General features: G+C 68.5%; 18 protein-coding genes and 1 tRNA gene. 2 read left to right on the top strand and 17 right to left on the bottom strand.

Going from position 1 to position 21,590, the window contains the following annotated elements:
- Window positions 1-60 precede the first annotated feature (60 nt).
- Window positions 61-720, top strand: a complete 660-nt coding sequence (locus VDQ83_RS15885; RefSeq protein WP_455435669.1) for an HNH endonuclease — start codon at window positions 61-63, stop codon at window positions 718-720.
- Window positions 721-871: 151 nt separating this feature from the next.
- Window positions 872-2,785, top strand: a complete 1,914-nt coding sequence (gene dxs, locus VDQ83_RS15880; protein WP_455435668.1) for a 1-deoxy-D-xylulose-5-phosphate synthase — start codon at window positions 872-874, stop codon at window positions 2,783-2,785.
- A 73-nt stretch (window positions 2,786-2,858) separates the two neighbouring features.
- Here the strand turns inward: dxs and VDQ83_RS15875 are convergent, their stop codons facing one another.
- The 17 genes from VDQ83_RS15875 to pheT form a co-directional block, all read right to left on the bottom strand.
- The gene (locus tag VDQ83_RS15875) at window positions 2,859-3,878 is read right to left on the bottom strand and encodes a TraB/GumN family protein (protein ID WP_455435688.1); all 1,020 of its coding nucleotides are present in this window, start codon (window positions 3,876-3,878) and stop codon (window positions 2,859-2,861) included.
- A 56-nt stretch (window positions 3,879-3,934) separates the two neighbouring features.
- Window positions 3,935-4,405, bottom strand: a complete 471-nt coding sequence (locus tag VDQ83_RS15870) for a cupin domain-containing protein (RefSeq protein WP_455435667.1) — start codon at window positions 4,403-4,405, stop codon at window positions 3,935-3,937.
- 172 nt (window positions 4,406-4,577) lie between these two features.
- Window positions 4,578-5,375: a WecB/TagA/CpsF family glycosyltransferase gene (locus tag VDQ83_RS15865; protein ID WP_455435666.1), complete on the bottom strand. Its 798-nt coding sequence runs from the start codon at window positions 5,373-5,375 to the stop codon at window positions 4,578-4,580.
- Window positions 5,362-6,153: a polysaccharide pyruvyl transferase family protein gene (locus tag VDQ83_RS15860; RefSeq protein ID WP_455435665.1), complete on the bottom strand. Its 792-nt coding sequence runs from the start codon at window positions 6,151-6,153 to the stop codon at window positions 5,362-5,364. Before VDQ83_RS15860 ends, VDQ83_RS15865 begins: the two co-directional genes overlap by 14 nt.
- A 61-nt stretch (window positions 6,154-6,214) precedes the next feature.
- Window positions 6,215-7,402, bottom strand: coding sequence for a GumK N-terminal domain-containing glycosyltransferase (locus tag VDQ83_RS15855; protein ID WP_455435664.1), 1,188 nt, complete (start codon window positions 7,400-7,402; stop codon window positions 6,215-6,217).
- A gap of 52 nt (window positions 7,403-7,454) precedes the next feature.
- Window positions 7,455-8,960, bottom strand: coding sequence for a lipopolysaccharide biosynthesis protein (locus tag VDQ83_RS15850; protein ID WP_455435663.1), 1,506 nt, complete (start codon window positions 8,958-8,960; stop codon window positions 7,455-7,457).
- Window positions 8,957-10,006: a glycosyltransferase gene (locus VDQ83_RS15845; protein ID WP_455435662.1), complete on the bottom strand. Its 1,050-nt coding sequence runs from the start codon at window positions 10,004-10,006 to the stop codon at window positions 8,957-8,959. Before VDQ83_RS15845 ends, VDQ83_RS15850 begins: the two co-directional genes overlap by 4 nt.
- On the bottom strand, window positions 10,003-11,136 hold the full coding sequence (locus VDQ83_RS15840; RefSeq protein WP_455435661.1) for a glycosyltransferase family 4 protein: 1,134 nt from the start codon (window positions 11,134-11,136) through the stop codon (window positions 10,003-10,005). Before VDQ83_RS15840 ends, VDQ83_RS15845 begins: the two co-directional genes overlap by 4 nt.
- A 46-nt stretch (window positions 11,137-11,182) precedes the next feature.
- On the bottom strand, window positions 11,183-12,289 hold the full coding sequence (locus VDQ83_RS15835; protein ID WP_455435660.1) for an acyltransferase family protein: 1,107 nt from the start codon (window positions 12,287-12,289) through the stop codon (window positions 11,183-11,185).
- Window positions 12,286-13,542, bottom strand: coding sequence for a polysaccharide biosynthesis protein GumE (locus VDQ83_RS15830; RefSeq protein WP_455435687.1), 1,257 nt, complete (start codon window positions 13,540-13,542; stop codon window positions 12,286-12,288). The genes VDQ83_RS15835 and VDQ83_RS15830 overlap by 4 nt, the downstream gene beginning before the upstream one ends.
- Window positions 13,543-13,747: 205 nt before the next feature.
- The gene (locus VDQ83_RS15825; protein WP_455435659.1) at window positions 13,748-15,208 is read right to left on the bottom strand and encodes an undecaprenyl-phosphate glucose phosphotransferase; all 1,461 of its coding nucleotides are present in this window, start codon (window positions 15,206-15,208) and stop codon (window positions 13,748-13,750) included.
- 313 nt (window positions 15,209-15,521) lie between these two features.
- Window positions 15,522-16,955, bottom strand: a complete 1,434-nt coding sequence (locus tag VDQ83_RS15820) for a GumC family protein (protein WP_309917710.1) — start codon at window positions 16,953-16,955, stop codon at window positions 15,522-15,524.
- Entirely contained in the window at window positions 16,937-17,635 is a 699-nt protein-coding gene (locus VDQ83_RS15815) for a polysaccharide biosynthesis/export family protein (protein ID WP_263394895.1), read from the bottom strand. Before VDQ83_RS15815 ends, VDQ83_RS15820 begins: the two co-directional genes overlap by 19 nt.
- Before the next feature lie 719 nt (window positions 17,636-18,354).
- Window positions 18,355-18,431 (bottom strand) — tRNA-Pro (locus VDQ83_RS15810).
- Between the two features lie 97 nt (window positions 18,432-18,528).
- Window positions 18,529-18,885, bottom strand: a complete 357-nt coding sequence (locus VDQ83_RS15805; protein WP_009597860.1) for a MerR family transcriptional regulator — start codon at window positions 18,883-18,885, stop codon at window positions 18,529-18,531.
- Window positions 18,866-19,165, bottom strand: coding sequence for an integration host factor subunit alpha (locus VDQ83_RS15800; RefSeq protein ID WP_003466661.1), 300 nt, complete (start codon window positions 19,163-19,165; stop codon window positions 18,866-18,868). Before VDQ83_RS15800 ends, VDQ83_RS15805 begins: the two co-directional genes overlap by 20 nt.
- 22 nt (window positions 19,166-19,187) lie before the next feature.
- A complete protein-coding gene (gene pheT / locus VDQ83_RS15795; RefSeq protein WP_455435658.1) occupies window positions 19,188-21,566 on the bottom strand; it encodes a phenylalanine--tRNA ligase subunit beta in 2,379 nt (792 codons plus the stop codon).
- Window positions 21,567-21,590 lie beyond the last annotated feature (24 nt).

Here is a 21,590-nt window from a genome sequence, read left to right as displayed (position 1 = left end):
GCAGATCCGTCCCGGTTCGATACACAAATCGTCAACAATCGGGTATAAGCTGTTTTCCCGATGGAGACAGACACAACAACGCTTGGTCTGATCGATACCGGAGCCTTCGCCGCTTCGGCCGGCGGCGCGTCGTTGCCGCCGCCCCCCTCCCACCTGCCTTCGGTCCGCCTGCTGTCGCTCGATGCGCACGGCCGGGTGCTGGACTGGATCAACTGGCAATCGGCCGCTTGCCTGTATGCGCGCGGCGCGGTGGCCTGGACCCTGGGCGAACCGTGCATGCACATCCATGGCGGCATGTCGCGCGCCAGCGGCGAGCGCAGCGTGCTGCACCTGCATCCGATCATCGCCGCGCGCGGCCATGCCCGTTCGCGCGCGCTCGACCCCACTCCGACCCTCACCAACACTGCGCTGTTCGCCCGCGACGCGCAGCTGTGCCTGTACTGCGGCCAGCAGTTCAGCCGCCCGCAACTGACCCGCGACCACGTGTTGCCGGTGTCCAAGGGCGGCCGCGACACCTGGGAGAACGTGGTCACCGCGTGCTTCCACTGCAACTCGCGCAAGGGCAACCGCACCCCGCAGCAGGCGTCGATGCCGCTGCTGGCGGTGCCCTACCGGCCGAGCTGGATCGAGCACCTGATCCTGTCCAACCGCAACATCCTGGCCGACCAGATGTCGTTCCTGAAGGCGCAACTGCCCAAGCGCTCCAAGCTGTCGGTCTGACCCGCCACGGCGGCGCAGTCGGCGCCCGTCCCTGCGACGGATTGCCGCACCCGGGCGCCGCAGCGGCCCGCGCTGCGCCCAGCTGAACCGGTTTGCTTGCCCGTCTTCGGAATGGGGAGGAAAATGATCGGTCCGCTGAATCCAGATTCCGATGATCGATCCCACCCGCTATCCGCGCCTCTCGCGCATCCAGATCCCCGCCGAACTGCGCCGCTTCGAGGAATCCGAGCTGCCGGCGATCGCGGAGGAGCTGCGCGCCTACCTGATCGAGTGCGTCGGCAAGAGCGGCGGCCATTTCGGCGCCGGCCTGGGCGTGATCGAACTCACCGTCGCCCTGCACTACCTCTACGACACCCCCGTGGATCAGCTGGTGTGGGACGTCGGCCACCAGACCTACCCGCACAAGATCCTGACCGGGCGCCGCGACCAGATCCACACGGTCAAGCAGGCCGACGGCGTGGCGCCGTTCCCCAAGCGCGAGGAAAGCGACTACGACACCTTCGGCGTCGGCCATTCCTCCACCTCGATCTCCGCGGCGCTGGGCATGGCCATCGCGCTGCAGCGCGCCGGCGACGAGCGCAAGGTGGTGGCGGTGATCGGCGACGGCGCGATGACCGCCGGCATGGCCTACGAGGCCTTGAACCACGCCGGCGGCATGGAGCCGGAGCCGAACCTGCTGGTGATCCTCAACGACAACCGCATGTCGATCTCCGAGGCGGTCGGCGGGGTCACCAAGATGCTCGGCCGGATGAGCGGCAGCAAGACCCTCAATGCGATCCGCGAGGGCGGCAAGAAGATCCTCGGCGACAAGAAGAGCAATCCCACCGCGCGCTTCGTGCGCCGCTGGGAAGAGCACTGGAAGGGCATGTTCGTGCCGTCCACGCTGTTCGAGGAGATGGGCTTCCACTACACCGGCCCGATCGACGGCCACGACCTGCCGGCGCTGATCGGCGCGCTAAAGACCCTGCAGACCCTGAAGGGGCCGCAGCTGCTGCACGTGATCACCACCAAGGGCAAGGGCTACGAACTGGCCGAAGGCGACCAGATCGGCTACCACGCGGTCGGCCCGTTCGACCCGAGCAAGGGCCTGGTGTCCAAGCCGGGGGCCAAGGCGCCGACCTATACCGACGTGTTCGGCGAGTGGATCTGCGACATGGCCGCCGCCGAGCCAGCGCTGCTGGCGATCACCCCGGCGATGCGCGAGGGCTCGGGGCTGGTGCGCTTCAGCAAGGAATACCCGCAGCGCTACTTCGACGTGGCGATCGCCGAGCAGCACGCGGTGACGCTGGCCGCGGGCATGGCCACGCAGGGCGCCAAACCCGTGGTGGCGATCTACTCGACCTTCCTGCAGCGCGGCTACGACCAGCTGGTGCACGACGTGGCGGTGCAGAAGCTCGACGTGCTGTTCGCGATCGACCGCGGCGGCGTGGTCGGCCCGGACGGCGCCACCCATGCCGGCAACCTGGACCTGAGCTTCCTGCGCTGCGTGCCGCACCTGGTAGTGATGGCGCCGGCCGACGAGGCCGAGTGCCGGCAGATGCTCAGCACCGGCCTGCAGCATGCCGGCCCGGCCGCGGTGCGCTACCCGCGCGGCACCGGTCCCGGCGTGGCGCCCGGCGCGACGCTGGACACGCTGCCGATCGGCAAGGCGCAGCTGCGCCTGCAGGGCGCCACGCTGGCGCTGCTGGCGTTCGGCGCGACCGTGGCGGCGGCCGAACAGGTCGGCCGCGAACTGGGCTTGAGCGTGGTCAACATGCGCTTCGTCAAACCGCTGGACCGCGCGCTGGTGCTGGAACTGGCGCGCAGCCACGACGGCTTCGTGACCATCGAGGACAACGTGGTGGCCGGCGGCGCCGGCTCCGGCGTGGCCGAGCTGCTCAATGCCGAAGGCGTGCTGCGCCCGGTGCTGCACCTGGGCCTGCCGGACGCCTTCCAGCACCACGCCAGCCGCGAGCAGTTGCTGGCCGAAGCCGGCATCGACGCCGCCGGCATCCGCGCCGCGGTGCTGGCGCGCTGGCCGCAGCTGGCCGCCGGCGCCAGCACGCCGCGCACCGCGGCAGGCTGACGCCGGCCAGGCTCGGCACGCCGGGAACGACAGGCGCGGCGCGCCCAGGCAGCGCGCGCCGCACGTCGGCGCATCAGGGCGCGATCACCTCGTAGCCGCGTGCGCGCAGCCGGTCCAGCGGGCCGTCGGCCTCCTGCAAGGTCTGCATCGACAACACCGCGAAGCTGGAGCGGTGCTGCGTAAGCGCCCGCTCGGCCGTCTCCAGCCATTTGTCCCGCGCACGCCGGCGCACGTCGCCCAGGCCCAGCTTGCGCGCGATCGCCGCTTCTCCCACCGCATCCACGCACACCCGGTACTGGTCGTTGCCCGGCAGCCCGGCGAGCGCGTCGAGATCGCCTTCGGACCAGGCATTGGCGCGTTGGCGCATCGTCTCCAGGTCGCTCTGGATGACCTGCAGGGTGCGCGCGAAACAGCGGCTGTCGTTCAACGAGGTGGCGCGGAATTCCTGCAGCGCGCGCTTGGCGTCGGGCACCTTCACTTCCACCACCACCGGCACGATCGGCACCTTGGCGCGCTTGGCCGCGCGCGCGATCACCGGCTCGGTGACGCTGGCCATGCTCAACCCCGACTTGCGCATCGCCGCCTCGTAGAGTTCCTGCGCGGCGAAGACCGGGCGCCATTTTTCCACGCTGCCGTCGCGGCCCAGGTAGCGCGCCTTCAGCGGCAGCCAACGCGCATACAGATCCGCCGGCAGCACCTGCTGCAGGGTCTTGTCGTCCGGGTTGCGCCGCGCCTTCAGCAGCGACGGCAGCAACAGCATGCTGCGGAACACGCCCAGATCGGCGGACAGCGACAGCGTCGGCGCGGTGATGACCTGCTGCGACTGGCCGATGACCCGCTCCACTTCGCCCGATTCCCACTGCATGCGCTTGGGCAACGGCGACACCGTGCCCAGGATCCACAGCACATGCTCGCCACGGCGCACCTGCCACAGCCCCGGACCAGGCTGGCGGCCGGTCACCAGCACCGCGTCCAGGTCGACCACCGGCGGCGCAGCGGCCGGCACTGCCGGCGGCGGAACCGGCTGCGCGGCGGCCAGCGCCGCGCATGCCAGCAACACCGCGGCACAGCCACCTCGTACCGCATTCGCCAAGCGCATCCGGCCGCACTCCAGGAATTGGATCGGCGCCGAACCCGGCGCGACGTTGTTCAGACCGCCAGCGTAGGCAGTTCCGCGGCCAACGGATCGGCAGCGGACAGCAGTTCGAAGCGTTCCCACAGAAAGCCCGGCGCCACCACGCAACGCACCAGGCAATAGTCGTCCAGCGGCCGCGCCGCTTGCCAGCTGCCGGCGGCGATCACCACGGCGGCCAGGCCGCCGCGTTCGCTGGCGTCCAGCCGATGGCGTTGCAGGCCGTGCTGCGGATCGAAGCTCAGCAGTTCCAGCGCGCCGCCCTCCTCCCACTGCCAGGTCTCGTCGGCATCGATCCGGTGCCAGTCGCTGTGTTCGCCGTGCACCAGCAGGAAGCGGATCGCGGTGCAGGCCGGACGCGTCGTCGCCTCGTGCTGGACCTGCAGCGTGGAGGTATGTACGCGGGCATAGTGCCCGCCTTCGGGATGCGGCTGCAGCGACAGCTCGCGCAGCAGGGTCTGGATACGGGAGGAGGATGCGGTCGCCATGCGTCAGTCTAGGGTTCGCCAGCGCGATTGGAATAGGCCATTGCGCACGGTCGCGTGGCCCATCGTGCTGTGCCAACCGATCGCACGCGGCACTGTGTGCCGGCCGGACCCGGCCGCACGCACCGGCACTTCCTTCCGTGCACGCGCCGATGCGTGATCGCTGCGGCGCGGTTCAGGGCGTGCGCTGGATTTCCGGCACCGTCGTCCCCTGGCCCAGGCGCCGGCCATTGCACAGGCACACGCCGAAGAACACCAGCAGGTCCCAGCTGTAGCGCTTGAGCAGGCGGCGCGGCTCGCGCAGCAACCGGTACATCCACTCCATGTGCAGCCGCCGCACCCATTCGGGCGCGCGTTGCGCCTTGCCGGACAGGAAATCCAGCAACGCGCCGACCCCGAACAGCAACGGCGCGCGCAGCTGCGCGGCGTGGTCGAGGATCCAGGTTTCCTGCAGCGGATTGCCGAACGCCACCAGCACCACGTCGGCGCCGCTGGCGTTGATGCGATCGGTCAACCCGGCGCCGGCGGCGGCGAACTCGGCGTAGCCGTCGCAGGTGCCGACCACGTCCTGCCCCAGCGTCTGCCGCAGCGTCTGCGCGGCGGACTCGGCCACGCCCGGACGGCCGCCGAGCAGGAAGAAGCGCAGCGGCCGCTGGCTGTGCCGGCACAGGTACGGGATCAGGTCGGTGCCGTTGAGGTTGCCGGCGAAGCGCCGGCCGTGCACCAGCAACGCGCCCAGGTCCATGCCGATGCCGTCGTTGACGATGCGCACGCCCGGCGCGCGCAACCGCGCGCGCAACGCCTGGCACTGCACCACGAAGTTGGTGTTGGCGAAGAACACCTGGCGCTGCTCGCCGCGCGCGCGCGCCTGGAACAGCGCATGCGCGAACGCCGCTTCGGTGGTGCGCAGGATCGGATAGCCGCCCAGCGCCATCACCTCCTGGGTTTCGGGCTGGCGGTCACCAGAGGTCATGGGGGAAGCTGTCCAACAGACCGCGCTGCACGCTGTCCAGATCGAAACCCGCGTTGCCGCCCAAGGCCAGGCACTCCTCCACGCTGTGGCCGGCATGCCACTGCATGCGTCCGGTGCCGTGGTAGTAATCGTCGTACTTGAACCGGTCCTCGCCATTGCCCCAATCCAGGTAGACCGACGGCACGCCGTAGGCCTCGGCCAGGATCAGGCCGTGCAAGGAGCTGGACACCACCAGTTCCGCGCCCAGCAGTTGCCGTACGAACGTGGCTGGTTGCCGGTTCGGCAACACCAGCTGGTCCTTGTAGCGCGCATATTTTTCCGATGGTTCGTTGAAGTGCGGCACGATCAGGAACGGCTGCCGCGTGGCCGGCGGCGCCAGCGCCTCGCGCGGGAAGAACAGCGGCATCAGCAGGCCCGGATCGCCGTAGATCTCCGGCACCTCCAGCCCGCGCTCGCGCAGGAACGCGCGGGTCTTGGGGCCGCGCACGGCGCGCACGTCGAGGCTGCGGAAGGTATGCCGGTCGGCCGGAATCTTGCCGTTGATGCCGCTGCCCCACACCGTGTCGCCATCCCTGGCGAAGTGCAGCACCGAGCCGATCGCGATCAGGCGCCGGCGCTTGTCGCGCTTGTCCAGCAGGGTGCGGTCGCGCTGGCCGAGGACATTGGAAACGATGATCTTGGACAGGTGATCGCCGACATTGATCTCTCCGTTCTTCGGTTTCCACCAGAACAGCGCACGCCGTTCTTCGTAGTCAATCCATTTTTGCAATGCGGACATGCGGGCTCCTCCTCCAGATGCGCATACGATCTTGGTTCGATAGTGGCGGGCTGCCGGCGTCTCAGGTCGCGCTGTCGGCGAACAGCCGCGTTTCCGGATAGGCCGCCGGATCGAGCACGCGGTCGGTGGTGTCGGACCAGCTCAGGCACTGGCGATGGCGCTCGTGCGGCGCCTGCAGCGCCTGTCCGATCGCCGCGACGATCGAGGCCTCGTCGCCCGGCGTGTAGCCGAAACGCGAGGGATAGCGGCCGACCACCGCGTTCGGGCACACCGCCGGCAGGCCGAAGAAATCGTACTGCAGCAGCTTCATCGAACTGTCGGCCAGGTATACCGGCACCTGTTCCGAGGCGTACGGGGCGATGCCGAAGCGCGCGTGCTTGATGTAGCGGATGGTCTCGGCGTGCTTCATCTCGCCGTACACCACCACGTTGTCGCCGTAGCCCGGCGCGCGGCCCATGCCCGAACCGATCACGTGGAAGGTGACCTGCGGGAAGGCGCGGCTGGCGGCGACGAAGAAGTCCGGATCGAACAGCATCGAGCCGACCGCCACTGCATGGATACCCTCGGCGTACGGCGACGGATCGCCGAGCGTGTCCAGGTTGTGGTCCACGCCGTGGCCGACGTGGAACACGTTGTGGCGGCTGGAGATCTCGTCGGCCATCGCCGGCGATACCAGCGCGATCACGTCCAGGCTCGGCGCCACCCGCTCGAACTCGCGCTCGATGTAGTCGGCCACGTTGATCGTGCTCAGCCCGTCGGAGGCGCGGTAGACCTTGCGCGCGGTCGGGTTGATGCGCGCCGCCAGCTCGATGAAGGCCACCGCGATACCGCTTTCGAACACGATCACGTCCGCTTCCTGCATCCAGCGCAGCAGCGTGGCCGGCGGCTTGGCCGCGTACAGCTTGAACATCAGGTCTTCCAGCGGCCGCAGCCAGCGCCGCCGGGTGTTGAACGGATGCACGGGCGCGCGCCACAGGTAGCAGTCCACGCCGTTGTGCCTGACCACGGTGTTAGCGGTGGCGTCCAGCGGCAGGCGCAGGTCGCCCTTGAGCCGCGACAGCAGGCTGTAGCGCAGCGAGAAGAAGCGCGTGGTGCCGCGCTTGGCCAGCTCGTCGGCGATGAAATGGATGTTGGCGCGGCGCGGCGTGCGGTAGTCGTGCGCCGACAGCACCAGGTAGCACGGTGGGCGTCCGGCGATGGCCGCGGCCGGTGCCGCGGCGAGCGTCGCCGACGCGGAAGAATCGCTCATGGCATCGCTCCTTTGCGGGAAGGGGTTTCGGGAAATGTCGCCTGGCCGCGGGTCATCGCTTGGCCCTGGCATCGCGCAGCAGCGTACGCATGTTGAGGATCGCCATCACGTCGCGGCGGAACGCCGGCCACAGCGCGAATACCAGCACGCAGCCCAGCGCCATCGCCGCGCTGCCCACCGCCAGCTGCTGCCACAGCGAACCGCCGCCCCACTGCTGCGCGGCGAAGTACGCCGCCACACCGCAGGCGCCATAGCCTAGGATCGCGCGCAGGCCGTTGTTGAACAGCTCCATCGCCGGCACCTGCGGCGCCACCTTGGCGATCCAGATCACCGACAGCGGCCACATCACCAGCAGGCCCAGGGTGTAGCCGACGGTCACGCCCATCACGCCCCAGATCGAACCGGCGAAGATGCAGGCGATCAGCATCACCCGCCCGACCACCGAATACACCAGTTGCTGGCGCATCAGGCCCAGCGCCAGGAACACCCAGTAGGTGGCGTAGGACGCGGTCTGGAAGATGCCGCCCAGGGTCAGCACCTGGAACAGCGGCACCGCCGGCCGCCACTGTTCGCCGAGCACCAGCACGATCAGCGGCAGCGCCAGCGCGCAGGCGAAGGAGAACAGCGCCACGATCAGGTGCACCATCACCGTCTGCCCGCGCAGCAGGAAGCTGCCGAAGCGCGGCGGATCGTCCTGCAGCTGCGACAGCACCGGCAAGGCCACCGAGGTGGCCGGCGCATTGATCTGGTTCAGCGGCATCATCAGCAGCTGGAACGCGCGGTTGTACAGGCCCAGCGCCTCGGCGCCGATGCGGTGGCCGATGATCACCTGGCCGACGTTGCGGCTGGCGTAGCCGAGCAGCTGCGCGGCCATCAGGTTCCAGCCGAAGCTCAGGAACGCGCGCATCGGCGCATCGCGGCGGTAGCCGCGCGGCAGCCAGCGCGCGCAGGCGCCGGCGATGGCCAGGTTGACCAGCGCCTGCACCACCTGCTGCCAGACCAGCGCCCAGTAGCCGTAGCCGGCCAGGGCCACGCCGACGCCGGCGATCAGGCCCAGCACCTGCGCGCCGACGTCGCTCAGCGACACCTGGCCGAAGCGCAGCCCGCGGCTCAGGTGCGCGCGGTACTGGGTGGTCATGCCGTTGAGCAGGAAGGTCACCGCCAGCGCCTGCGAGATGCCCAGCAGCGCCGGTTCGCGATAGAAGTGTGCGATCCACGACGAGGACAGGAACACCACCACCGCCAGCACCAGGCCGATGCCGCTGTTGATCCAGAACAGGTTGTCGCGCTGCTCGCGGCTGACGTGCTTGGCCTGGATCGCGGCCGAGGACAGGCCGAAGTCGCGCAGGATCTCGGCCATGCCGACGATCGCGGTGACCATCGCCATCAGGCCGTAGTCGTAGGGCGTGAGCAAGCGCGCCAGCAGCACGATGCCGCCGAACTGCACCACCATCTTGGCCAGCTGCCCGGCCATCGTCACCGCCGCGCCGCCGGCCGCGCGCGACCCCAGGCTGCGTTCCGGCGGCGCGGCCGGCGGCGGCGCTCCGGCCACGCTCATGCCAGCGCCTCGACGCGCTGGCCGAGCGCGTCCAGATAGCTGCGGTAATGCTGCACGCCGATCGCGCTCCAGTCGCGCCGCGACAGGTCCGGCGTGGCATCGGCCGGCAGCCGCTGCGCCTGCGCCAGCGCGTCCGCCAGCTGCGCCGCATCCAGCTCGCCCCGGTACAGCAGCACCCACTGCGGCCCGACCTCCGCGGCGATCGCCGCATTGGCTTCGTTCCACGGCGCCAGCACCGGCCGCGCCAGCGACAAGGCCAGCAACAGCGTGCCGGAGTTGTGCATCTGCCGGTACGGCAACACCACCAGTTCGGCCTCACCCACCTCGCGCGCCAGCACCTCGTCCTCCACGTACTGCAGGCGCGCGCTGATCCGCGGATCGGCGGCGCAGGCCTGCTCGACCACGGCACGGATCTGCGGATTGATCGGGTTGCCGGCGATGCGCAGGCTCAGCGTCGGATCGGGCAAGGCCTGCAGCGTCGCCACCAGCGTTTCCACGCCCTTGTACGGACGCAGCAGGCCGAAATGCAGCAGCCGCCCGCGTACCCGCGGCGGCTGCGGCATCGCCGCGTACCAGTCGCGATAGTGGCCGTGCAGGATGGTGTCGGTGGCCGGCGCGCGCTCGGGCGTGGTGGCGTTGATGCGGATCCAGCGCGCGGTCAGCCGATCGGTCCAGCGCAGCAGCTGGCGCTCGCGCCAGCCCTTGTCCTCGTGCGGGGCCACGTTGTGCAGCGTGCGCACCAGCGGCACGCCGGTGAGCCACAGCCGCAGCAGCAGCAGCGCCATGCACGCCTGCTTGGCCAGCGTGCCCAGGCCGCTGCGGTGCCGCATCATGTATTCCGGCCAGTGCACGTGCAGCACGTCGTAGCGCGACAGCAACGCCGCGCGCATCGAGAAGAAGCGCAGCTGCACCTGCTGCGGCAACGCGGCGTACAGCTGGGTCAGGTACGGGTTGGTGGTCGCGGCCGGCCGTTCGGTCGACAGCAACACGGTGATCGACGGACCGGGCACGCGCGCATCGCCGCTGCAGCGCGGTTCCACGCTCATCGCACGCCCTCCGCAGTGCCCAGCGCCGCGCGGTACTCGTCCAGGTAGGCGCCGACCACCTGCTCCCAGTCGTAGCGCTGCGCATAGGCCATGGCCGCCTGCCGCTGCGCGGCGAACGCAGCGTCGGTGGCGGCCGCATAGGCCTGCACCGCGTCGGCGGCGCGCTGCGCATCGGCCGGATCCACCAACACGCCCTGCGCCGATTCGCGCACCAACCGCGCGAACGGCGGGATGTCGCTCAACACCGGCAGCAGGCCGGCGCTCATCGCCTCGACCGCGGCTAGGCCGAAGCCCTCGTGCCGCGACAGGCACACGAAATACTGCGCATTGCCGAGCAGCTGCGCCAGTTCCTCCTGCGACGGCGCCACGTGCAGCTGCACGCGCTCCTGCAGGCCGCGCTCGGCGATCGCCTGCAGCAGGTCGGCATGGGTGAAGTCGTACTCGCGCCCGGCCACGATCAGCCGCCACGCCGGATCCTGCGCCGCCAGCGCGCGCAGCAGGTCCAGCGTCTCCAGCAGGCCCTTGTTGACCGACCAGCGCCCGAAATAGATCAGCGTGCGTCCGGGCGAGGCGCTGCCCTGCCCGGCAAACTTGCTCACGTCCACGCCGTTCTCGATCACCCGCAGCCGCTGCGGCGCGACCACCGCGGAGAACACTTGGCCGTCGTTCTCGCTGGTCGCCACGATCCGCGCGTAGGCCCAGGCCGAGGCCCGGGTCAGCGTCTTGAACCACAGCATCTTCAGCCGCGAGGCATAGGTGGTGTGGAAGAACCCGCCGTGGGTGGACACGATCATCGGCGTGCCGTGCAGCAGGCGGGTCAAGGCCAGGAAGTCGTAGAAGAAATCGATGCCATGCACGTGCACCAGGTCGGCGCCGCGCAGCGTCGCCAGCACCTGCGGCGCCAACGGATAGCGCGAGGAGCCGCGGAACGGCACGCGCACGATCGGCACGCCCTGGTACACGTCGTGTCGCGCCAACCGCTCCTGCGGCCGGGTGAAGACCCGGTCCAAGGTGACCACCTCGACCTGATCGCGGCCCTGCTGCAGATGCCGCCGCGCGATGTTCAGCACCACCTCCTCCATGCCGCCAACGGACGGATGGAACTGGCGCACGACATGTACCACTTTCATTGAGCGCTCCCGTGCGACAGCGCACAGCGTTGTTGCGATGGCGCCATCAGGGCGCCTCCTGTCTGGCCGGTTCGCGGCGCAGCCCGATCATCCACGGCGCCACGCGCACGATCACCGCGCGGATCGGCACGCTGGCGATCACCGCGAGCACGCCCACCGATACCGCCCAGGTTGGCCCCCAGGCATCGCCGCGGACCAGGCCGGTGCGGCTGGCGACGCCGGCCATGACCGAGAACAGCAGCGTATGCGTGCACAGGATCAGCAAGGTGTTGCGCCCGATCCACTGCACCCAGGCCCATTCCTGCACCAGTCGCGCCGCGCATAGCCCCATCGCACTGCCGAGCAGGCTCGCCGCCAGGAACGCCAGCGGCGAATGGCCGAACTTCATCATGTTCACGTCCACCCGGCCGTTGTTCCAGGCGATCGCGTACCACGCCGCGCCGAGCAGCAACGCCGCCAGCGCATTGCCCATGCGGCTACGCGGCAGGCGCGCGCTGCGCTTGGCCGCGGCCGCACCGACCGCGAAGAAGCACAACGCCACCGGCAGCACATCCAGCGCGAACGGCAGCCGGTAGTCCTGGGTCGGGAACCAGATCGCCCAGCCCCAGGCCAGCAGCAGCGACAGCAGCGCCAGCACGTCCAGCGACAGGCGCCGGCGCAGGTACAGATAGGCCAGCGTGGTCACGAACAGCGCCGGCAGGAACCACAGCGCCGGCATCACGTAGAGCTTGGGGCCGATGCCGCTGACCAGGCCCAGCAACGGTTCCCACCATGGCCGGTCGCCCCACAGCTGCGCCTTGGAGCCGATGTTGCGGGTCAACATCCAATACGCGTACGCGACCACGAAGAACGCCAGGTACGGCAACAGCAGGCTGCGCGCCAGCTTGGTCCAGGTCGCCACGCCCAGTGGCCGCTTGCCGAACGCCTCCCCGACCCAGCCGGACAGCACGAAGAACATCGGCACGTGGAAGCTGTAGGCCAGGATCACATAGGCCTGCGGGATGCCCTTGGCATGACCGAACACCACCAGCAGGATCGCCAGCGCCTTGGCCGCGTCGATGCGCGCATCGCGCGCGGCGCGGGTCCCGCGCACACCGGTTTTGGTCGGCTCCTCGGCCAGCACCGTCTGCAACGGCTGCGTCGCTGCGCTCATGTCGCCACCGCCTCAGGTCGTTGCGTATCAGTGGCCGGCGGTAGCGCGTCCAGTTCGCGCCGCCGCGGCACCATCTGCCACAGGCAGCCGCAGACGAACCACCACAGCGCCGCGGTCTTGATCGAGAAATAGCCGTTGGACACCAGCAGGCTCAGCGCGAACGCGAAGATCAACAGGTTCTTGAACAGTTGGCCCTCGATCGTGCGCATCAGCATCGCGAACGAATAGGCGAGCAGGAACGCCAGCACCATCACCACCGACTGCGAGGAGATGAAATAGGCGATGCCGCTGTCGAAATACGTGTACGGCGACTGGGGATCCAGGCCCAGCCACGATTCGGGGGTCATGTTGCGGATCGAATAGACGGTGAAGAACACGCGCCCCAGGGTGGTGTCCTCGTAGCTCTGGATGCCGGACGCCCACACCATCAGCCACGCGCCCAGCAACACGCCGAAGAAGATCAGAAAGCCCAGGCGCTGATCCATGCGCCGCAGCAGCGGGGTCAGCAGCACCATCATCACGCAGGTGCCGGCGGCCAGGCGTCCATCCGAGGCCACGATCAGGAAGCCGATCATCGCCACCGACGCGGCGATGGCCAGCGGCCGCATCCAGCGCCAGAAGGTCAGCAGGATCGCGGTGAAGAAGATGATGAAGTTGCCCATCGTCACCGGCTCGATGAACACCGAGGAGGCGCGCGGCAGGTTGGAGGACGGCAGGAAGTTGCGCGCGCCCGGCCGGGTCGCGCTGACGAACAGGTTGCTGTCCGCGTTCCAGAAACTGGACGCCGCGGCGCCGCGCGCATTGACGAAGTAGCTCTTCGGATTGACCACGTCGCCGTACAGCTTGGGCAGCGCCAGCTCGAACAGCGCCACCAGCGACACAATCAGCGCCATGCGCAGGAACAGCTTGGGCAGCGACCCGGTATAGGCCGCGCCCAGCACCAGGAACGCGAACGGGATCAGCGCATCACGGAAGAACTTCGGATCGATCGACCAGACCAGGAACAGCCGTACCAGCATCAGCAGCACGATCGCCGCGAGCCCGGTGAACACCAGGGCGGTGCGCTTGCGGTCCAGCGCCCACAGGCCGATCACGAAGCAGGCGCCGTAGACCCCCAGTTCGGCGACATAGGTCATGGCCGGGCTGACCCGGAACACCTTGGCGTTCACCAGCGCGAGCAGGAAGTTGTAGCCGATGGCGAACAACAGCAACAGCTCGATCAGCAGGTTGCGGCGCCGCTCGCGCAGCGTCATCACCGGCGCGGTCAGCACGCGCCGCCTCGCGAGACGGAAAAAAGCGGCACAACGACGACGCGGCGACCACGCACGCGACAGCTGGCCACCGCCCTCATCGCGCGGCGGCATGCGCCCCGGCCGCCGCCGTCCCCGCTGCCGACGGCGACGACGGGGCGGCGCCGGCAGCGGGGACGGTCGGCGGAGTAACGGTACATCGGGCGCATCAGTAGGCGGTCTTCTGCCCGAGCACCTTCACCGCGGTGAGCACGATGATCCGCGTATCCAGCCACAGCGACCAACGCCGGATGTAGTCCAGGTCGTACTGGATGCGCTTCTTCATCGTCCGCAGCTCCGGCGTCTCGCCGCGGAACCCGTTGACCTGGGCCCAACCGGTGATGCCCGGCTTGACGTAGTGCCGCTGCATGTAATGGTTGATCAGCTTCTCGTAGTGGGTGTTGTGCTGCGCCGCATGCGGACGCGGCCCCACCACCGACATGCTGCCGCCGAGCACGTTGAACAGCTGCGGCAACTCGTCCAGGCTGGTGCGGCGCAGGAACGCGCCGAACGGCGTGATCCGGCTGTCGCCACGCGTGGCCTGCACCACCACGTCGCTGGGCTCCTGCTGCACGCGCATCGAACGGAACTTGTACATGTAGAACTCGCGCCCGCCCAGTCCATGACGGCGCTGGCGGAAGAACACCGGACCCGGCGAACTCAGCTTCACCCCTACCGCCACCGCCAACATCACCGGCCACAGCACCGCGAGCGCCGCCAGCGCCACCACCTTGTCCTGCAGCGCCTTGGCGACCACGAAGTAGGTGTTGCGGTCCACCCCGCCCTGGCGCAGGTTGATCACCGGCACGTTGCCGATCTGGTCGCCGGACTGGTTGAGCATGCCGAAGTCGAACAGGTCGGGAATCAGCCGGACCTGGATCGGATAACGGTCCATCTGCTGCAGCAGCTGCTTGATGTGGTCGCGTTCGCCCAGCGGCAGCGAGATCCACACCTGCTCGACCTCGTTGTTGTTGAGGTACTCGATCAGCGATTCCGGCGTGCCGGCCCCCAGGCACTGCAGCTTCTTCGGATGGTCGGCCACCGACAGGTCGTAGTCGCTGCTGAAATAGCCGACCAGCTGCATGCCGACCCATGGGTTGCGGCTCAGGTAGTTGTGGATCTTGACCACCGGGTGGCGCAGGCCGACCACGACCACGCGCTGCACGTCCACGCCTTCCGAGCGCAGGTGGTTGAGCACGCCGCGAACCATGGTGCGCGAGACCAGCAACGTGGCCAGGCTGCTGGTGAACCACAGCCCGATCCACAGCCGCGACACCTGCTGTCCGAACTGCACCACGAAGGCGTGCACCGCGAACAGCGCGAACACGCCGCTGCAGGCCAGGCCCAGCACCATCATTTCGCGCAACAGGCCGCGTCCGCGCCAACTGCGGTACAGCGGGAACAGCGCGAAACAGATCACCGCGTACAGCAGCGTGGTGCCGATCGCGACCCGGTAGGACGCTTCCGGCAACCAGTTGCCGAACAGCAGGCGGTGGCTGACCAGCGCCGCGGCGACGATGACCGTCAGATCCGAAACGCGGAGCACGATATCCGCCGCGGCCGCATATTTGGACAGCAGGCGGGGGGACGAAGTTGTATAGGTGGCGCTACTCAGGTCTGCCAAAAGCATGGTCGGGATTCCCATCCAAACTCGGGTCGGTGGCATGCGGGGGAACATGCGACGTCGTCGAGCCTCGATCTCATCTGCCAGTGGACCGCTGCGGTGCCTTCCTCACCGACCCCAGGTCCACGGCAGCCCGTGTTACTTCAACAGAACGACGACTGCGTACAACCGGTCAGGAAAATAATCGATCGCCTTGGTTCTTAGCTGAATCACGTATCACCTCGCTGAAGAATTTGCGTAGAAAAAATGACGTGTGCTCGCATCGGCGCAGCGATCGCGATCGCGATCGCGGTCACGCTGCCGCATGGCGCCGGGCCATTCATGCCGCGGCCGCCGCATTGGCTTCGCGCAGGAAATAGCGGATCAGAGCGATCGTGATCGCCATGAACAGGCCGAACACGAAGGCCAGCGCCAGGTTCAGCAAGGTCTTGGGCGAACTCGGCCGGCCCGGCACGTCGGCCCGGTCCACGATCGACACGTTGTTGGTGCCGACGTTGCCGGCCACGCCGATCTCCTTGTAGCGCTGCAGCAGCGCGTCGTAGAGCTGGCGGTTGGTGTCGGCTTCGCGCTTGAGCATGTTGTAGCGGATGCTGCGGGTCTGCAGATCCAGCTCTTCGTTCTTCAGGCCGGAGATGCGCTCGGACAGCAAGGTCTCCTGCTGCCGCGCCGCCTCGTAATCGTTCTTCAGCGCAGTGCGGATGTTGGCGATCTCATTGGCGATCTGCCGCTTGGTCTCCGCGATCTGGTTCTGCAAACGCTGCATTTCCGGATAGCCGGGCTGGAAGGTCGCCAGCTTCTGCTGGTACTCGGTCGCCAGCCTCACCTGTTCGGTCCGCAGGTTCTGGATCAGCGGGCTGCTGATCACCTGCGGCAGGCCCAGGCCGTCGCCGATCCCGGCCTGGCGCCAGGCCGACTCGGCCTTGATCCGCGCATCCTGCGCGGCCGCCAGGCGCACGTTGAGCTCGCTCATGTTCTGCGTCGGCAGCGACGGCTTGTCGTCGCCCAGCGACACGATCTGCTCCTTGCTGGAGTAGTCGACCGTGTTCTTCTCCGACTCCTCGACCTTGTCGCGCAGCTGTTCCAGCCGCTCGGACAGGTACTTGGACGCGAACGAGGACGCCTGCAGGCGCCGCTCCTGGGTCGAGGCGATGAACATCTTGGCGTAGGTGTTGGCCACGCGCGCGGCCAGCGCACGATCGGGCGAATCGAAGTTGATCCGCACCAGCCGCGAGTCGCGCACCGGCTCGATCTGCAGCGCGTCAAGCACCGGCCCGACCAGCGCGTTCTCGGCCGCGGTGGCGCGCGCCTGCGGCGACGGCGCGCGGCCATCGCCATTGCCTTGCAGCTTCTCCAGCGCCTCGTCGACCAACGGTTTGAAGGTCGGCTCCTGGGTCAACCGTGCCTCGCGGATCACCGCGCGGGCCAGCGAACGGCTGCCGAGCAGCTCGTACTGGGTCTGGTAGAAATCGCGATCCTGCGGCGATTCCACCGGCATCAGGTTCGCCACGTTGGTGACGTTCAAGGCCTCGCGCTCGATCTGCAGCACGCTGGTGGCGCGATACTTGGGCGTCATCAGCAAGGTGACCAGCAGCGCCAGCAGCACGACCGCGGCGGTGATGCCGACGATCAACCAGCGCTGCCGGTACAGGGCGTTCCAGTAGTCCAGCAGGCTGATGTCGGCCGGGCTCAGCGGTGCCGATGCCGAGGAGGAGCGGTGATGCATGCCGTGGGTACTCATCGGTAGGCCCGCCAGATCATCACGAACGGCGTCAGTTCCACCAACGTGCGCAACAGCAGGCGCGCATCGGAGCGATACACCACGACGATGTCGCCGCCGTAGATTTCAGGATCGGGGGATGCGCCCTTCTCGATATCGCCAAGGTCGAACCGCGCCAGCATCTTCTGCCCACCGACGTTGCGGAACACCACCACGTTGCCGCGGCTGGCGACATTGTTGACGCCCTTGCCCAGCGCCAGCGCCTGCTGCAGGGTCAGCGCGGAACCTGCGATCGGATAGATGCCCGGCTCGGTGACCGCGCCGCTCACGGTGACCCGGTTGCCGGTGAATTCGTCGACCAGCACCGACACCTGCGGGTTCTGCACATAGCCGTTGCGATAGCGCTGGGCGATGTCCTTCTGCAATGCGTTGACGCTGAGCCCGGCCGCCTTGACGTCGCCGATCAGCGGCAGCGAGATGCGGCCCTCGTTGTCGACCCGCACCTGGCGTTCCAGGTCGTCGATCTGGAACACCTTGACCGTCAGCAGATCGCCGGGGCCGAGCAGGTATTCCGGCTGCCCCATCGAACCTGCCAGCGGATCGCCTGGAGGCAAGTCCGTCCGCAGCTTCGGTCCGCTACTGCAGGCGGACAGGAAGACCAGACAGGAAAGGGCCAAGCACAGTGCCCAGTTGAACGTGCCGAAAAGTTTACCCATGCGCGATGCCGATGCCCTCTGTCGAGTGGTTTTGAGAACGCCGCACTCTCCCCACCGGCCGATGCTCCATCACCGGTCGGGTAAGACGATTGCAGTGTCATTTCCAGCCTCGGGCGACTGCCCGGGCCAACAGTGAAGCCTCGTGTTGCAGTGCACTATGGCACAGCTGTCTGCCCTCACCAAGACGTCATCCGACATTTTTTTGACGCCATACCGGAGGGATTCAACTACATGTCCGGATATTCAGCAATGCGAACGACGCAGTGCAGCAAAAGACACGACGTTAACGTGACGCATGTCAAAGCCTTGACGGCCCTCCTCCGCACTTCCGCGCCGGCTTCCCGGCGTCGCCGGCAGTCTGCCTTCCCGGTGCGTGGATTGGATGAGCCGAAATTGAACCGGCGTCGGCGCATTTGTCTACACCGCCGCCCGATTCCAGCCGCGGCAGTGCCCTGCGCCGGTCATCGGCCCATTTAGCGGAAGCGGCTTCAGTCGCGGCACGCCTGACCGAAAACGTATCGCACCCGGCCTGCTCCCCAGCGCCACAGCGTCCGCGACGGCCATTCCGGCGCGCAGATTCGGCGCTGCACTGCGGCACATACCCCTCCAGCCTACCGTTCATCCGCTCGCTGAGGCCATGGCCAATGTTCAGAACAAGGCGGGCCGCCGACTGGGCGCAAACGAAAAAGGCCCATGTCGCTGACATGGGCCTTCGAAGATGGTCGGGGTAGCCGGATTCGAACCGACGACCACTAGTCCCCCAGACTAGTGCGCTACCAGGCTGCGCTATACCCCGGTAAAAACGTCCGCCGTTGCGGCGGTCCCGCCTCGCGGCGAGCTGGCGATTATAGCGGGATTGGCGCGGCCATTCCTAGCCGGTTGCGCCGCTGCGCTCACCGCCGCAGCAACTGCAGCACTTCTTCCAGTTCCTGCCGCACCTGCTTGATGATCTGGTTGCTCAGCGCCGACTCCTGCCGCGCGCCCTCGCCTTCCAGGCGCAGCCGCGCACCGCCGATGGTATAACCCTGTTCGTACAGCAGGCTGCGGATCTGCCGCACCATCAACACGTCGTGGCGCTGGTAGTAACGGCGGTTGCCGCGGCGCTTGACCGGCTCCAGGCTGGGGAATTCAGTTTCCCAGTAGCGCAGCACGTGCGGCTTGACGTCGCACAGCTCGCTGACCTCACCGATGGTGAAGTAGCGCTTGGCCGGAATCGGCGGAAGTTCGCGGTTACTGCCCGGGTCCAGCATAAGCCTCCACTCGCTCCTTGAGTTTCTGTCCCGGGCGGAAGGTCACCACCGTCCGTGCCGAGATCGGAATTTCTTCGCCGGTCTTGGGATTGCGACCGGGCCGTTGGTTCTTGCGGCGCAGATCGAAGTTGCCGAAGCCGGACAGCTTCACCTGCCGTCCCTGCTCCAGCGCATCGCGCAGCACATCGAAGAAAGCATCGACGAATTCCTTGGCCTCGCGCTTGTTCAGCCCGACTTCGTCGAACAACCGTTCGGCCATTTCCGCTTTGGTCAACGCCATTGCCCTGCTATCCCCGTACGTCTCAGCCGCGAATCCGCGCATCGTGTTCGCGCGCCAGCGCCGCCACTGCATCGGCGACCACGGCATCCACATCGCGATCCGTCAGAGTGCGCGAGTTGTCCTGCAAAATCAAGCCCATAGCGAGACTCTTGAAACCCGCCTCGACCCCCGGCCCGACGTAGCGGTCGAACAGCACCACCTCGCGCAGCAGCGGCCCGACCGCGCCGCGCACTCTGCTGGCCAGCGCCGACCAGGCCACCGCCTCCGGCACCAGGAACGCCAGGTCGCGGCGTACCGACGGGAACCGCGACAGCTCGGCGGCACGCGGCAGCGCGCGCGCGGCCAGCGGCGCCAGGTCCAGCTCGAACCCGAGTACGTCCACGTCGATCTGCATCGCCTGCAGCACCCGCGGATGCAGCTGGCCGATCCAGCCGATCAGGGCGCCGTCGCGATACACGTCGGCCGAGCGGGTCGGATGCGCGAACGAACGCGCCGATGGACGGTAGTCCAGGCGCGCGCCGGCGGCGCTGGCCAGCGCCTCCAGGTCGCCCTTCAGATCGTGGAAGTCGACCTTGCGCGCCGGCAGGCCCCACTGCAGCGCGTCGGCATCGCCGCACACCGCCGCGGCCACGCGCTGGGTCTCGGCTGGCGCCGCGCCGGCCGCCGCGGCCGCCTCGAACGCCTTGCCCAGCTCGAACAGGCGCACGCGCCCGGCCTGCCGCGCGGCGTTGCGGCCCAGCGCCGCGACCAGCCCGGGCAGCAGCGCCGGGCGCATCACCGCCAGTTCGGCGCTGAGCGGATTGGCCAGCGCCACGCGCCCGGCGTCCAGGCCCCACTGGTCCAGCAGGCCGGCATCGACGAAGGCGTAGTTGATGGTTTCCAGCATCTCGCGCGCGACCAGCTGGCGGCGCACGCTCAGTTCGTCCAGCTGCGTCTCGCTGCCCATGGCGATGCGCGACGCGCCGCCAGGCAGCGTGGTCGGCAAGCGGTCGTAGCCGTGGATGCGCGCCAGTTCCTCGATCAGGTCTTCTTCCAGGGCGATGTCGAAGCGGCGGCTCGGCGCGGTGACCTGCCAACCGTCGGCGGCGGCGGCGACGGCCATGCCCAGCGCGCGCAGGATGCGCTCGACCTCGGCGTCGGCGATCTCGATGCCGAGCACGCGCACGATGCGCGCGCGGCGCAGCGCGATCGGCGCCGGCGCCGGCAGGTAGTCGGGCAGCTCGGCCTCGACCACCGGGCCGGCACGGCCGCCGGCCAGTTCCAGCACCAGCCGCGTCGCCAGTTCCAGCGCCTGCCGCGGCAATGCCGGATCCACGCCACGCTCGAAGCGGTGGCCGGCATCGGTGTGCAGGCCGAGCTTGCGGCCGCGGCCCATGATCGCCGCCGGCGCGAAATGCGCCGCTTCCAGGAACACGTGCCGGGTCGCATCGGTGACGCGGGTGTCGTAGCCACCCATCAGGCCGGCCAGGGCGACCACGCGGTCGTCATCGGTGACGGCCAGGAAGCCATCGTCGAGCGTCGCGTCGCGGCCGTCGAGCAGCTTCAGCGTCTCCCCGGCGCGCGCACGGCGCACCCCGACCGGGCCGTGCAGCGTGTCCAGGTCGAAGGCATGCATCGGCTGGCCCAGTTCCAGCATCACGTACTGGGTGACATCGACCAGCAGCGACACCGGGCGCACGCCGCTGCGGCGCAGGCGCTCGGCCATCCACAGCGGCGTCTTCGCCGCCGGGTCCAGATCCTCGACGACGCGGCCGCAATAGCGCGGCGCATCGCCGCCCGCCTGCAGGCGCACCTCGAGGCGGCGCCCGCTGGCGACGGCGACCGGCTCGGCCGCGAACGGCAGCACTTCGCTGGCGCAGGCCGCAGCCACGTCGTAGGCGATGCCGCGTACGCCGAAGCAGTCGGCGCGGTTCGGGGTCAGCTTGATCTCGATGCTGGCGTCGGGCAGGCCCAGGTACTCGGCCAGCGCCTGGCCGATCGGCGCGTCGTCGGGCAGTTCGAACAGGCCGGACGCATCGCTGTCCAGGCCCAGTTCCTTGGCCGAGCACAGCATGCCGTTGGATTCCACGCCGCGCAGCTTGGCCGCCTTGATCGCGATGCCGCCGACCTGGGCGCCGACCAGCGCCAGCGGCGCGACCAGCCCGGCGCGCGCGTTCGGCGCGCCGCAGACGATCTGCAGCAAGCCGCCCTGCCCGGCATCGACCTGGCATACCTGCAGCCGATCGGCCTCCGGATGCCGCGCCGCTTCGACGATGCGCGCCACCACCACCTGCTGCAGCGACTCGCCAAGCGGCGTGACCTCTTCGACTTCAAGACCGATAGCGGTCAGGGTCGCAGCCAGTTCGTCGCGCGAGGCCTGGGTGGGGACGTGGCTGCGCAGCCAGTTTTCGCTGAATTTCATTGAGAGGCCGGGATTTGGGATTCG

Source organism: Xanthomonas sp. WHRI 7945 (genome assembly GCF_035026585.1).
Note: the sequence above shows the minus strand (reverse complement) of the source record. Positions and strands in the feature narration are given on the sequence as shown.

Excerpts from the sequence above, each read along its gene's own strand:
- VDQ83_RS15850 (WP_455435663.1), bottom strand. The coding sequence starts at position 8,960 with ATGAGCGTGGCCGGAGCGCCGCCGCCGGCCGCGCCGCCGGAACGCAGC.
- VDQ83_RS15815 (WP_263394895.1), bottom strand. The coding sequence starts at position 17,635 with ATGGGTAAACTTTTCGGCACGTTCAACTGGGCACTGTGCTTGGCCCTT.
- pheT (WP_455435658.1), bottom strand. The coding sequence starts at position 21,566 with ATGAAATTCAGCGAAAACTGGCTGCGCAGCCACGTCCCCACCCAGGCC.
- VDQ83_RS15870 (WP_455435667.1), bottom strand. The coding sequence starts at position 4,405 with ATGGCGACCGCATCCTCCTCCCGTATCCAGACCCTGCTGCGCGAGCTG.
- VDQ83_RS15855 (WP_455435664.1), bottom strand. The coding sequence starts at position 7,402 with ATGAGCGATTCTTCCGCGTCGGCGACGCTCGCCGCGGCACCGGCCGCG.
- VDQ83_RS15800 (WP_003466661.1), bottom strand. The coding sequence starts at position 19,165 with ATGGCGTTGACCAAAGCGGAAATGGCCGAACGGTTGTTCGACGAAGTC.
- VDQ83_RS15825 (WP_455435659.1), bottom strand. The coding sequence starts at position 15,208 with ATGCTTTTGGCAGACCTGAGTAGCGCCACCTATACAACTTCGTCCCCC.
- VDQ83_RS15845 (WP_455435662.1), bottom strand. The coding sequence starts at position 10,006 with ATGAGCGTGGAACCGCGCTGCAGCGGCGATGCGCGCGTGCCCGGTCCG.
- VDQ83_RS15830 (WP_455435687.1), bottom strand. The coding sequence starts at position 13,542 with ATGACGCTGCGCGAGCGGCGCCGCAACCTGCTGATCGAGCTGTTGCTG.
- VDQ83_RS15840 (WP_455435661.1), bottom strand. The coding sequence starts at position 11,136 with ATGAAAGTGGTACATGTCGTGCGCCAGTTCCATCCGTCCGTTGGCGGC.
- dxs (WP_455435668.1), top strand. The coding sequence starts at position 872 with ATGATCGATCCCACCCGCTATCCGCGCCTCTCGCGCATCCAGATCCCC.
- VDQ83_RS15835 (WP_455435660.1), bottom strand. The coding sequence starts at position 12,289 with ATGAGCGCAGCGACGCAGCCGTTGCAGACGGTGCTGGCCGAGGAGCCG.
- VDQ83_RS15865 (WP_455435666.1), bottom strand. The coding sequence starts at position 5,375 with ATGACCTCTGGTGACCGCCAGCCCGAAACCCAGGAGGTGATGGCGCTG.
- VDQ83_RS15805 (WP_009597860.1), bottom strand. The coding sequence starts at position 18,885 with ATGCTGGACCCGGGCAGTAACCGCGAACTTCCGCCGATTCCGGCCAAG.
- VDQ83_RS15885 (WP_455435669.1), top strand. The coding sequence starts at position 61 with ATGGAGACAGACACAACAACGCTTGGTCTGATCGATACCGGAGCCTTC.
- VDQ83_RS15860 (WP_455435665.1), bottom strand. The coding sequence starts at position 6,153 with ATGTCCGCATTGCAAAAATGGATTGACTACGAAGAACGGCGTGCGCTG.